Here is a 12,798-nt window from a genome sequence, read left to right on the forward strand (position 1 = left end):
GGCCGACCGTGCCGCAGACCTGATGGCGGCGTTCGCCGATCCCGACATCGACTTAATCGTGCCCGCGACCGGCGGCAAGGGCGCGGCACAGTTGCTGGATCTACTCGACTACACCGTCATCGCCGCGAACCCGACGGTGCTCACGGCGCTCTCGGACCCGGTGGTGCTGGCCAACGCCATCACCGCACGGTCCAGCCTGGCAACGCTGCATGGCCCGACCGGGTATGACTTCTCCCGTCCCGCCGTGAACGAGGCCGCGGCGGAGTCGTTCTGGCAGATCGTGTCCGGCCCGGTCAAGGATATCGAGGTGCCCGGCGCGGCGTGGCGTGTCCCACGTGGCGCGGGGGCATCGTTCTCCGGACCGGTGGTCGGCGGGCACCTGGGCACGATCCGCGCGCTGATCGGGACACCGTGGATGCCGGATATGACTGGGGCGGTGCTGATCCTGGAGGAGGTGTTCGTGCCCTGGGTCCAGGTCGACGTGGCCCTGACCCATCTGCGCCTGGCCGGTGTGTTCGACCGGATCGCGGGCCTGCTGGTCGCGGTCCCGGTCGACAGCCCGCGCCAGGACGCTCCGGACGAGTCCTACGACGAGCTGATCCTGCGCTGCGTCGGCGGCAGCTTTCCGGTCGTGACTGGGGCCGAATTCGGGCATTCGCCAGCGAAATTCGCTCTCCCTCTGGGCGTTGATGTCCAGTTAGACCTGACCGGAGCGCACCCGTTGCTGCGCTACCTCGAGAACCTGGTGACGCCCTAAGCCTCAAGACGACGACTCGCCCCGCTGGGGTGCCGGTCGACGTGCGGCTCAATGTCGCCCGCCGATGTTCTGCTGACTGACGATCGTACCGACGACTGCGCGGCGTTTCAGGCGCATGCGGGTGCGACGTTGTAATGGTCGCCGCACCCGCTGCCGGATCAGTGAGCGAGGAGATCACCGAGTGCGTCCCCGATCGCTGACGATCGAGATTCCATTGGAGCCGTTCACGATTGCCGCTCCACCCATCTGGTGGACCATGGCCACGGCGTCGTGCATCGCGGCCGACCGGATGAACTCGGCCTCGTCTGCGGGTGTCTCCGGTCCTGCGGGCGCGTTCTCCGGCGGAGTTTCCTTGCTGCCGAGCAGTTCCTGGTTGATTTCCTTCTGCCTTGCCCGCAGCACCTCAAGCCGTTCGGTGTGCTCGAACGGCTTGCCCAGACGGTGTTCGGAGCGCTCGCGTTCGGTGCGCTCGGTGTCGAGTCGCCCGGTCGCGATTTCGAGCCGCTTGTCCAGGCCATTGACGGCGTTCTCTAGCCTGAGCATCACCCCCATGCCGCCCTTTTCGAGGGTCTTGCGGTCAAAGGTGACGTAGAGATCGGCGCTGATGTCGGAGAACACGACCGAGACGAGGGCTTCGCGGCCGGTCGGGACGTTGCGGGCATCGAGGGAGAAGCCCGCGATCTCGGCGACCCGGTGATCCTCGAACTCCTTCCACACCGCGCGGGGATCTGCGATCAGTTTGAGCAGCCGGGCGGCCAGGACATCGCCGGCGTCGCCGCGGTTGTCGAAGTAGCGCCCGCTGACCTTGGCGGCGAAGGCGTCGCCCTTGGTCGGCTTGCGGTGCTCGATCGCTCGGGTGTAGGCGTCGATCTCGGTCTCCAGCTTCGGGATTGCGTCGTTGGCGTCGCGGATCCGGATTTGCAGCATGGACTGGCTGCGCTGGTGCGCCCGGCGCAGCCGTTCGAGTTTGGTGACCTCGATGTCGATCTCGGCCTTCTCCAGCACCAGCGGGTTGCCGCTGGCGATAGCGAGGGCCTCGTTGGCGTTGAGGGCCGCGTCGCCGATGTCGTCGATCTCTCGGGCGGTCAGCGAGCCCTTCATGAACTGGTTGACCATGGCCGCCTTGCGCGCCTGGGCCGCCCACATCCGGGCGTCGAAGGTGCCTTCGGTGACGACGCGGCCTACCGCGATCTCTTCGTTCTGGTTGCCTTGGCGGATGCCGCGGCCGTCGCGCTGCTCGATATCGGCGGGCCGCCACGGGCAGTCGACGTGCAGCATGGCGACCATGCGGTCCTGGATGTTTACGCCCACACCCATTTTCGAGGTGGAGCCGAACAGGAACTGGACGGTGCCGTTGCGGGCCTTGTTGAACAGTGCCGCCTTGCCCTTGTCGTTCTTCGCGTCGTGGATGTAGGCGAACATGTCCGCCGGGGCGCCGCGCGCGATGAGCTTGGTTTTGAGCTCGTCGTAGGCATTCCAGTCCTCTCCGGGGGTGCCCAGGTCGCAGAACGCCAGGACCAGCCCGCCGCGGCGGGGATGGGGTTGCCCGTCCTTGCCGAGGTAGACCTGATCCTTGGCGGCGTGCCACTTCTGGAACATCCAGTCCGCCGCCGCCTCGAGCTTGAGGCCGAACTGATCCTCCCCGATCTGGTCCGGCCCGACTTCGAGGGAGGCGACCGCGACCCCTTCCATGCCATCGAGCACGGGGTTGTCGCGCCGGTGCGGATCGGCCTCGTAATCAGTTGCGGCCGAACCGAGTCCGAGTGCTTTGACCAGCCTCAGATCCAAGGCAGCGGCACGCCCGTCGGAGGATATCTTGAGCATGTTGTCGCGGGTCGGGTCGACCGCACGCGAGCGCACCAGCATGGCGCGGTGCCCCAGATCGCGGACATATTCGAGCTGGGTGTCGGTCGCCGGCACCGAGATGACCTCCGGTGCCCGCTGCCCGTCGGCACGACGGGCGAGCTTGGGCACCGGAAGGTTCAGGTCCTCGGGGAGTTTCACATCAGCCGCGACGTGGAACATGCGTTGCAGCTCAGGCACATTGCGGAAGCCCACGAGCCGGGTCTTGAGGTTCCAGGAGTTGCCGTCGACCGACATCTCCAGCTCGGTCTTGGTCTTGCCGAAGGTGGCCGCCCACTCGTCGAAATTCCTGATTCCGGCGTCTTCGAGCAGGTCCGGACGCAGGTAGCGCTGCACGACGTACGCCTCGGTGATCGAGTTCGCCAGCGGGGTGGCGGTGGCGCCGGTGATGGCGCGCCCGTTGTGCTTGTCGCGCAGGTACTCCACCACCATGTGCAGCTTCTGGGCCCGCTGGCTTCCGGCGATGGCGGCGGACTCGATCTGGGTGTCGGTGGCCAGATTCTTGAAGTCGTGCAGCTCGTCGACCACGAGGTAGTCGATGCCGGTCTGCTCGAAGGTGATGCCGGGATCGGTGGGCCCGCCGAGCTTCTTTTTCAGCTTCTCCTCGGACTTGAGGATCGCGTCCTCGATGCGTTTGACGACGCTGCGTTTGGCGCTGCCGGACATCAGTTCGGCCAGATATTCGCGCCGGGGTTCGATCTCGCGGTCGAAGTACCAGTGCGCGGTGTCGCGGGAGACCTCGAGGCGCTGGAATGACCCGCGGGTCAAGATGATCGCGTCCCAGTCGCCGGTGGCCGCGCGGGCGACGAACTGTCGTCGCTTCTCCCCGGCCAGATCCTCGGTGCCGGCGGCGAGGATGCGCGCCTGCGGGTATGCCTGGAGGAATTCGCGGGCGAATTGGTCGAGCATGGAGTTCGGCACCATAATCGCCGGTTTGTTCACCAGCCCAAGGCGTTTGAGCTCCATGACGCCCATCGCCATCTCAAGCGTCTTGCCCGCGCCGACAGCGTGGAACAGGCCGACATTGGGTTCGGCGATCATGCGGGCGACCGCGGCGCGCTGGTGCGGTCGCGGGGTGTAGACCCGCGACAGGCCGGGCAGGCTGAGCATCTTGCCGTCGGCCTCGTAGTTGCGTAGCACCAGGTTGTTGAAGCGCCGGTTGTATTCCTCGCTCAGCCGTGCGGCGCGGACCGGGTTCTCCCACACCCATTCGGAGAACCGCTCGTTAAGCTGTTCGGCCTTCTCGTTGGCGGCTTCGGTTTCGGTGGGGTTGGGGATGCGTGCCTCACCGTTCTCGTCCGGGTCGTAGACCCGGATCGGGGCTTGGCGCAGCAGGGCCTGGGCGAGTTTGGGCGCCGGGACGCGGGAGGTGCCGAATTCCTGGGTCGACAGAATGCCGCGACGGCCGCCGGTGACCTTCCACTCCCCTGCCTTGGTGTGCTCGACGGTGATGGTGTCGTCGTTGAGGATCTCGTTGAGGAACGCCTGCACGTCGGGCGCTTCGATCCACACCGCGCCGAGGCGGGCGTCGATCTCGGCCGGTCCGAGATCGGGCGGGATTACCCCGGTCAGCGCGGTGACGTTGTCGCTGTAGGTCTCCGGGTTCGCGGTGGCCGCCTCGCGAGCCTTGTCGAGCTTGATCCGGACGTTTCCGGACAGGTATTCCGGCGCCGGGACGAAACGGCCGTTTTCGGCGGGGTCGGGGTAGATGAGACCGCGGCATTGGATGCGGGCCTCGTCATCGTCGACGCCGAGCAGGCCAGCGATGACCGGCAGATCGATGCGACCGTGGGTATCCAGGCAGATCGCCACCGCGTCCTCGGCGGTATCCGCGCCCACGCGCGGGCTGCGCGGCGCGACAACGCGCTGGCGCATGATCGCCATCTTCACCGCGCTGTCGGTGGTCGCGTCGTAATCCTCGAGCGCCAGCACGACCGGGGCGTGCGGGTCGTCGCGGAACAGCCGCATCACCGGAGGCCGGCGCACCGACATCACCGGCTCGCCCGCGTCATCGACACGTCCGGTCGGATGCCACGAGCACCGGTTGATCGCCCCGAACCGCGCGGTGTAGCGGTCGTAGCGCTGGTTGAGCTGGGCGCGCAGGGCCTCGATCTCGTCGGAGTCCTCGGCGTTGGCGGCCTCGTTCTCCAGCAGCGATACCGCCGTGTCCCGCAGCCCCAGCAGCGCGCGCAGCTCCTCGGCCTGGGTGGCCGGGACGGTCAACTCGCTGTAGGTGCCGTCATTGTGCAGCGCCTCGAACCCGTTCGCCGTGGCACGCAGGTGTCCGGGGAATTCGTTCGCATCGCCGGGTGCTCCGGCGGCCGCGCGGCGTTCCCCGGCGGCCAGTGCGCGGGGCCGGTGGGCGATGCCTTCCGCCAGCGCCTGCTCGGCGATGCGGTCCAGCGCGCCGCGCAGCTGCTGTTCCAGATCGCCGCGGCCGAGCACCTCGACCGCCAGACCGCCGTAGATGCTGGTCCCGGCCCGTAGTTCGCCGAGCACCATCGCCGGGTTGTTGAGGAAGTACTCGTTGACCAGGACCGCTTCCTCACCGGATTCTCGGGCCAGGGGCAGTTCGGTGCGGGTGGCCAGCTCGAACGGGCCGCCGAGTTGGCGGGGCTCGCCGTCGCGGCGGCGCAGGATCAGGATGTCGGTCAGCACGTCGGTGCCCGCGACCCTGCGGTGGGTGCCGTTGGGCAGCCGGATCGCGCCGAGGAAATCTGCGTGGGCAGCGATTTCGCGGCGCGCGGCGGGGTTCTTGTTGTCCATCGTGAACGAGCTGGTCACCACCGCCACCACCCCGCCGGGCTTGGTCAGCGCGAGCGATTTGAGGATGAAGTGGTTGTGCATGGTGTGCTCGCCGGTGTTGTGCACCGGATCGTGCAGGCGTGCCGAGGAGAACGGCACGTTGCCGATCGCGGCGTCGAAATGTCCTTCGGGCAGGCGGGTGTCGGCGAAGGACTCGACCCGGATATCGGCGTGCGGGTAGAGCGCCTGCGCGATCCGGGCGGTGGTGGAGTCCAATTCCACACCGGTCACGCGCGCCGATTCCGGGGCGTGGCCGATGAATGCGCCTGCGCCGCAACCCGGTTCGAGGACACGCCCGTCGGTGAACCCGAGGGCCTGAAGGTGCGCCCACATCGCCTGCACGATCATCGGATCGGTGTAGTGGGCGTTGAGGACGGTGCGGTTGGCCTGCTTCCAGCCGTCCTTGCCGATCATGTTCCGCAGCGACTCAGCGTCGGCGCGGAACTCTTCTCGCTCGGCGTCGAAGATCTGCGCGGCCGCGCCCCACGATGTCCATTTCGCCAGCGTTTCCCGCTCGGCGGGCGTGGGGGCGCGGTTGTCGCGTTCGAGTAGCTGCATGGTCTGGATCGCGGCGAGGTTCGCCTCGATGCGCCGCTGAGCCGATCGCGGCACCTCCACCTGGGGCGCCGGAAGCCGTTCGGCGCGGCGGAATCCCGCGTTCGCGGATATGGGGGCGCTGTCCCGCACGGCGGTGACCGGTGCGGTAGCCGCCTCGGTGCGGGGTGGCGTGGTCGCTGGCTGCTCTGGGGCAAGTGGCCCGACCGTCGGAGCCTCCAGCTGGGCCGTGGCCGGCGTCGAACCGGTGTCCGGGCCGTGCGACAGGGCTTCTGTCGTGGACGCCGTAGGCGTCGAATGCTGTTGAACCTCTGGGGATTCGATGGGCACCGGCTGTTCGGTCTGCGGTGTCGTCTCGACGAGATCAAGGGTTGGGGCTGCGCTGTCGGAGGTGGTGGCCGCGCCGGTCTCGGTAAAGGGCAGGCCGAGCCGGGTCAGCGAGGCTCGCAGGTACCCCACGCGGCGGGTCCGCACGGCGAAGTCGGTCGCCCGCCGCTGGTACCAGAACTTCTGCGGGCGTGACCATTGGAATTTCGCATCGTGCAGCGCCTGGCGGAGCTGGAGGTTCTCCTTGTCGGTGTTGCGGACCAGCGTGCCTTCGGCGGTGTGCTCGATGAGGATGGGCAGCGGAGCCGCAGGGTCTTTGGCTTGGGCAGCGGGTTCCCGCTGATCGCTCTGTGATGCAACGGGATTCGCGGCGGCACCGAGTTCTTCAGCCACGGCCTGGCTTTGTGGGGCGGGGTGCTCGGCCAGATAGGCGCGAATGCGGGGCATGACCTCGCGCGTGGGAAGCGTTTCCGTGATCGGTTCCGCATCCCCGTCGGCGGCGGGATGGACGACCCACTGACCGCGCTTGGGCTCGAGGAAGAAGGTGCGCTCACCGAGGGTGATCCGTGCCCGGCGGCCGGTGACTCCCTCGAATCGCTCCTGCGGTCCGGTCAGTCCGAGCTCGTCGACGATGCCCGCCAGCCGGTCGATGCGCGAGTGCATACCGGCGTAGGTGCTGCCGTCGAAGGGGTTGATGAGCTGGGCTTGGTCGAGATGAGCGCGGGCTTGATCGAAACGTCCCGCGCGGAAGTGCTCGGCGGCCGCGCTGACCATCGGTGCGGTGGTGTCGGTGCGCTCCTGCTGGCGGGCCTGGACCGAGGCGGGTGTCTCGTCGTATAGATCCGGGTGGGCACGCAGATAGCACTCCACCCACAGCCAGGTCGGCCCGAACCGATCTCCCGCGGACAGCGGCTTGAGCGGTCCCTCGGTCAGGTATCGGGGCGCGGTGCCGGGGTTGAAGATCTCCTGCGGGCGGTTGTATCCGCCGTAGGCGTACGCCTCGTCCTCGAGCGTGCAGCGCAGCGTCGCCAGTTCGACCGACGTGAACATCGCGTCGGCGCGCGCCAGCCGCTCAGCTTCGTCGGCGCTGGTCGCCGTGCCGACGTTGCGGGTGCGAATCCACTGGGTGCCACCGTCGGTGGACTCACCGCGGCTGGCTTCCCAGGTCTGCAACCCGTCGATCAGGTAGTGCCGCCCGCCGGCGGCGACGATGGCGTCCTGTGTGGTGGGGCCGGACTCTACTGCTGGAGCTGGGACCTCGCGGCGTCCTGCCGCTCCAGGATCTGCGCCAGTTGCTCGCGTTTCTGCTGGTCGGTCAGCTCCTCGTGGTCGGTCAGCATCCAGTTCACCTCCTCGACCAGATGCGGGTACCGGCGGTCCCACTCGGTCGCCTCCGGGCTGCCCGACTCCATCTCCAGCCGCTGCTCCACCGCTCGTTCCTCCTGCCGCATCACCAGCAGGTCGCGCTCGGTCGGGCTCGGCTCCGGATCGTCCTCGTTCTCCGGCGGCGTCGAGTACAGCAGCTCGGCCAGTGCCATTTCCAGCGCCTGGGCGCGCACCGTGTTCAGCGTCCCCACCCGTTCCAGGTAGTCCTGCCCCGGCGTGGTCGCGCTCGCCTCGAGCTGGGTCGCGATCTGCTCCACTCGCTCGCTGATCTGCTCGGCCAGCTGCTGGAAGTGCGTCTCCGGGTCCTCCAGCGCTGCGGTCGTCTGTGGCAGGTACGTCGAGTAGTACGTCCTGACCTGGTCGATGATCATCGCGCTCGTTGTCCTTTCGGTTGTCGACGGTCGAGGGCGCCGGGTCTGGATCGCCCCATAGAGCCTCCAGGCTGAGTTGGCCTTCGCTCTGCATTCTTCGCATTCGCCGCGCCATGGTCGCCTCCTTGTCCGGCGGCGGGGCGGCGAACCTCACCAGCCCCAATGGTTCCGTTGTTGCTGATGTATCTAAAACATCCGTTTTCGTGACCTTCACCCGAGCCGTTGTCGCAGGTAAACTCGGTATGACTCTAATGTATCTAATGATGCGAAAAGTTCGAAAGCGCGTTGGGCGTATATGGGGGCGCTCGGGCCATTAGATGCGGACGGACCTTTAGATACAGTAGAACCCTGCGGGTGCGGTCGGACATGACCGCGGGCCCGCGACGCCGTCGAGAAGGAAGGAAGAGCCTGTGGCCGACACACAGTCCGACGCGGCGGGGGGACGTCGATGGAGCCGGGTGAACTTTTCATGCAGTGATGAGGTCTGGTCTGCCGCGAAGAAGAAGTGGCAGAAGCAGATTCGCCAGTACCCCACGTGGACGCGGTGGCTCGAAGCAGCCTTCGCTGAGAAGACCGCACGCAAGCGCGCGGAGTTGGGGATGACCGAGTTCGAGCCCGCCCCCGACCGCCTGCCACCGGGCCGGCGCATTCCGCCGGAGCAGGCGGGCACCCGTCCCCGCCGCTCGTTCAGCTGCGACGTGCAGGTGTGGGACCACGCACGGGACACCTGGTGGGCCGAGGCTGAGCTCTACCCGGCGTGGTCGGACTGGGCTGAGGAGGCCGTGCAGGAGAAGGTCGACAGTGACGAGCCTGCCGTCCCGACCGGGTCCACGAACAAGGACAGGGTTGCCTCGAAAACCTCATGAGGAGAAGGGAATAGGAGATGGCCAAACAGGAATCGACCCCGCCGGTCGTGGCACCGTGGAGTGCGGAGACCGTGCCCTACGCGCTCCGCGTCGGCGACGGGTCATGGACGACGGGCGCGGCCGCGCCCGGTGGCGGATCCCGCGACCGGACACCGGCCGGCGGGTGGCGACACCCGGCGGCCGATCTGACGGCGGCGGTGAATCCGACCGCGCGGGACTGGCGGCGCGACACCGCGCGCCCGGCACCGGGCTCGGGCTGGCGGCGCACGCTGTATCTGATGTCGGGCAAGACGCTGAATCTGGGTGAGAGCCCGGCCGAGGCCCATGCCCGCGAACTCGACCGGCGCATCCGCACCGCGATCGAGTCCGACTTCCGGATCGGGTTCGTCCAACTCAAGGGCGGCTCTGGCAAGACGACGACCGCCATGGGAGTGGGCAATGCCTTCGCGGCGGGCCGCACCGACGGCGTGGTCGCCTTCGACGTCAACCCCGACAGGGGCAACCTGGCGCGGCGCACCGCGGCACGGACCGAGTCCTCGGCGCTGACCCTGCTGGCCGGACCTCGACCGCGACGGGTGCAGGACATCCGGGCCCATACCCAGCTGACCCCTGCGGGCCTGGACATTCTCGCTTCGGCGGCCGATCCGGCGACGGCGGACAGCTTCTCCGCCCACGACTACCGACAGCTGGTCGAGCTGGCCGGCGATTACTTCCCTCTGATGCTCGCCGACTGCGGGACCGGAATCACTCATCCTGCGACCCAAGCCGTGCTTGAGGAAGCCGACGCGCTGGTGATCCCGCTCGATGCCAAGAAGGACTCCGCTGACGAGGCGGTGGCCGCGGTGGAATACCTGCACAACGCCTATGCCAAGGACCCCGTGACCGGGGCTCCGCTGCTGGACCAACGCGACGAACGGCAGTGGCTCTACCGGAGCCTCCTCTCGCGCACCGTCGTGGTGATCTCCCCTCAACAGCCGGGACGGCGGATTTTCGACGCCAACGCCGCGACCAACTGGTTCCGCCAGTGGGTTCACGCCGTGCACGAGATTCCTTACGACCGCCACCTCGACGAGGGCGGCGTGATCGACCCGCAGCTGCTGCACCCGCGCACGCTGCTGGCCTATCGAGAGCTGGCGGCGGCCCTGGCGGGCCTATTCCCTATGAAGTACTCCCCCGGCACCGGCCTGCTGCGGCCTGCCGGATAACCCCTGGCAGATCTCGATCAACCCGATGACACAGCCGATGTTTTAGATACACTCGAACCATTAACATCACTGGCAGCTCTGGGTGCCGGAGTTGAGAGAGATCCGGCACCCGCCGCCAGCGACCAGTCTTCGAGAGGAAGCAGTCGACAATGGCCGACACACTCGCCGGGCAGCAGCCCGACACCCTCGCCGCCGCGGTGGCGGCGACCATCGCCGCGTGGCGGACGGAGAACCCGACCGCCAAGGATGTCCCCCGCTCGGTGCGCCGGGAGATCTCGCGAGCGGTACGCACCGACACCCGCGCGCACCAGCTCGATGCCTCGATCGCTCGTGCACAGGTGGAGCTGGAGATCCTGCATCACCAGAAAGCCCTTGTGTCCCTGGGAGCCAAGCCCGACAGCACCCCCGGCGAGGACAACAGCGCCTACACCGCGTGGGCCCGCAAGCACGCCGTGCTCTCCGATGCCGCCCTCGCGCTCGAACGCCGGATCCACGAACTGCCCCACCTGAGTGCCACCGAACGGGGGCAGGCCCTGCGGGCGCTGGAGCGTGCGCACACGGTGCCGTCCTCCGAAGTCCAGGTGAAGTGGGCGGCCGCCAGCGGGCTGGAGTCGCTCAGGGCCCGTGTGGCCGAGAAGGTTTCCGCGATTCGCATGGGCGTGACCACGGCCGTCGGCCAGGTGCGCCGTTTCGGGGCGTTCTGGATCGCGCAGCGCCAGGCCGAGCAGATCAAGGACCGCGTCGCGCGTGGACCGCAGGACTGGCTGACGCCGGGGCAGGCCGCGTCGCTGGTCGAGTTGACCACAGCGGCAAAGAGTTTCGAGACGGCATCGCAGCAGGCGCGGGCGGCCAAAGATGCGCAGACAGATCTGGCCACGATGCTCAGTGAGTTCCACGAGGCGTTCACCCGTGCCCAGCAAATGGGCGTGTCCTCCGATCGCATCAATCAGCAGCTGCGGACCGCGCACGCCGAGCTGGAGGCTGATGGTCAACGCCCGCAGGGCATGTGGGCCAAGATTCAGGCCGCCGCCCGCGCGCCGCTGACACCGCCGACCGCGGCAGCGGCGGGTGCTCAGCCGTTCGCCTTCGGTGCCGCGCCTGCTGCCCAGGGCGCGTCATTGGCCGCTGCCGCTCGCCGGACCCGGTGATCCGAGCTTTCACCCTCCGAGCATGAGAAGGAGAATTCGATGTCCGAGCCGTTCATCTCCCCCGACCGGAAGCCTCCGGAAACGATCAAGGTCACTGCCCGCTATCTCGAGTCGGTGCTCGATCAGGCCCACAGCGTCGCGAACGCGGCGTCCTACATCGACGTCGACGAGAACGGCGCACTCGTGCGGGTCGAAGACGACACCACCGCCGAAGCGGTGACCCGCGCCGACGAGCTGCTGACCCAGTATCTGCGGGAGCACCGCACCGTCCTGAGCGACGATCAGCATTGGCGGGCGTACTACAACGAGTTCGATCGGGCCGACGCCCGCACCCGCAAGCAGACGGAGCCGGACACCCAGCCGAATCCGCTGCCCAACAACGAATCTCCCGATCGGAACGCCCGCCGCCTGGCCGCCCATATGCATGCCCGGGACCTCGAAACCAAGATCGCCGATCTGAATGACGAGGCACCCGGTCCTGGAGATCTGGACGAGGCGTACAAGGAGATGTGGGTGGCAGGGTACGAGGAGGAGCTGGACAAGCACCTCCGCGAGAATCGCCATCTTCTCGGTGATGCGCCCTACTGGCGCAACGACTACGAGGACATCGACCGCGCCGACGCCGCAGCGTCGAGTGTGCCGGCGGCCGAGGTGCGAGCAGTCGCCGCCGACACCCCGCTGATCCGGCCCGACGCTGCAAGGCCCGCCGCCGAGCCGTTCGCCTTCGGCGCGGTCCCGGCTGCCGCGGCCGTGGCACCGGCCGTCGTCGCAAGGCGGACCCGGTGAACGCGCGGACGGTGGCCCGCGCCCGCCTCGGTGATCTGGTCTTCACCACTCGCTGCGGAGCCCGCACCGCCCGCGCGGAAGCACGATATTGCCGCGCGCTCCGGCTGGCGCTGCTGGCCAGGGCCCAGGGCGGGGGATGGTGGCGGGTGCTGCGAACGCTGGTCTGCACCTACGACGTCAGCACGGTGTGCATCGGCGGGCACTGGTTCCTGATCGGCCCGGAGGATCCCCGGACTCTCGACCGGGTGCCCGAACGGGCGCGCTGGGCGTGGTACATCTGCGGGCCCAGCCTCGACCGGTCGGTGAATCCCTCGCTGAGCTGGGAAGAATCGGCTCCGGGATTCTCTCCGGACACGGCGTTGGCCTACTGCCGGGAATGGGCCGAGGTGGTCTGCACCGCCGAGCAGCGCAAGGCCGCGTGATTGCGGCTGGTCGGCGAACCTGCGACACTGCTTTTAGATACATTCGCACCACGCGCCGACGAGCCATCGACGACGAAAGAGGAGGTCATCAGAAATGTCGATCCTGCTGGTGTACCCGGTCGTTGCCGTGCTGATCGCGGTCGTCGTGATCGCGGTGAAGCTGGCGCGCCCGAACCCGGCTCCCGCGCGGGGCCGCAAGCGGACGGGGCGAGTGGCCCGGGGAGTTGTGGGCGGTGCGCTCGGCGCGGCTGCGGGCATGACCGTGGCCGGTCTGCTCGGCGGGGCCAAGCGCCGCTGAGCTTCCCTG

Annotated in this window: 9 protein-coding genes; 7 read left to right on the top strand and 2 right to left on the bottom strand. The window is 68.1% G+C overall.

Annotated features, from left to right (window positions below):
• A partial coding sequence (locus ACW2Q0_RS20740) for a S66 peptidase family protein (protein ID WP_457192536.1) occupies positions 1-757 on the top strand: 757 nt, incomplete at its 5' end.
• Between the two features lie 174 nt (positions 758-931).
• Here the strand turns inward: ACW2Q0_RS20740 and ACW2Q0_RS20745 are convergent.
• Entirely contained in the window at positions 932-7,480 is a 6,549-nt protein-coding gene (locus tag ACW2Q0_RS20745; RefSeq protein WP_457192537.1) for a helicase-related protein, read from the bottom strand.
• A gap of 65 nt (positions 7,481-7,545) precedes the next feature.
• Positions 7,546-8,064, bottom strand: a complete 519-nt coding sequence (locus ACW2Q0_RS20750) for a hypothetical protein (RefSeq protein WP_457192538.1) — start codon at positions 8,062-8,064, stop codon at positions 7,546-7,548.
• Between the two features lie 410 nt (positions 8,065-8,474).
• On the opposite strand from ACW2Q0_RS20750, the gene ACW2Q0_RS20755 reads away from it, so the two are divergent.
• The 6 genes from ACW2Q0_RS20755 (at position 8,475) to ACW2Q0_RS20780 (ending at position 12,789) form a co-directional block, all read left to right on the top strand.
• Positions 8,475-8,930 carry a hypothetical protein gene (locus tag ACW2Q0_RS20755; RefSeq protein ID WP_457192539.1) on the top strand — a complete coding sequence of 152 codons (456 nt, stop codon included), beginning with the start codon at positions 8,475-8,477 and terminating at the stop codon, positions 8,928-8,930.
• Positions 8,931-8,947: 17 nt separating this feature from the next.
• Positions 8,948-10,135, top strand: a complete 1,188-nt coding sequence (locus tag ACW2Q0_RS20760; protein ID WP_457192540.1) for a nucleotide-binding protein — start codon at positions 8,948-8,950, stop codon at positions 10,133-10,135.
• A gap of 149 nt (positions 10,136-10,284) precedes the next feature.
• On the top strand, positions 10,285-11,283 hold the full coding sequence (locus tag ACW2Q0_RS20765; RefSeq protein WP_457192541.1) for a hypothetical protein: 999 nt from the start codon (positions 10,285-10,287) through the stop codon (positions 11,281-11,283).
• Positions 11,284-11,322: 39 nt separating this feature from the next.
• Positions 11,323-12,069: a hypothetical protein gene (locus ACW2Q0_RS20770; protein WP_457192542.1), complete on the top strand. Its 747-nt coding sequence runs from the start codon at positions 11,323-11,325 to the stop codon at positions 12,067-12,069.
• Positions 12,066-12,491, top strand: a complete 426-nt coding sequence (locus ACW2Q0_RS20775; RefSeq protein ID WP_457192543.1) for a hypothetical protein — start codon at positions 12,066-12,068, stop codon at positions 12,489-12,491. Before ACW2Q0_RS20770 ends, ACW2Q0_RS20775 begins: the two co-directional genes overlap by 4 nt.
• Positions 12,492-12,585: 94 nt before the next feature.
• Entirely contained in the window at positions 12,586-12,789 is a 204-nt protein-coding gene (locus ACW2Q0_RS20780) for a hypothetical protein (RefSeq protein WP_457192544.1), read from the top strand.
• Positions 12,790-12,798 lie beyond the last annotated feature (9 nt).

The organism is Nocardia citri (assembly GCF_054065835.1).

Excerpts from the sequence above, each read along its gene's own strand:
- ACW2Q0_RS20750 (WP_457192538.1), bottom strand. The coding sequence starts at position 8,064 with ATGATCATCGACCAGGTCAGGACGTACTACTCGACGTACCTGCCACAG.
- ACW2Q0_RS20760 (WP_457192540.1), top strand. The coding sequence starts at position 8,948 with ATGGCCAAACAGGAATCGACCCCGCCGGTCGTGGCACCGTGGAGTGCG.
- ACW2Q0_RS20765 (WP_457192541.1), top strand. The coding sequence starts at position 10,285 with ATGGCCGACACACTCGCCGGGCAGCAGCCCGACACCCTCGCCGCCGCG.
- ACW2Q0_RS20770 (WP_457192542.1), top strand. The coding sequence starts at position 11,323 with ATGTCCGAGCCGTTCATCTCCCCCGACCGGAAGCCTCCGGAAACGATC.
- ACW2Q0_RS20780 (WP_457192544.1), top strand. The coding sequence starts at position 12,586 with ATGTCGATCCTGCTGGTGTACCCGGTCGTTGCCGTGCTGATCGCGGTC.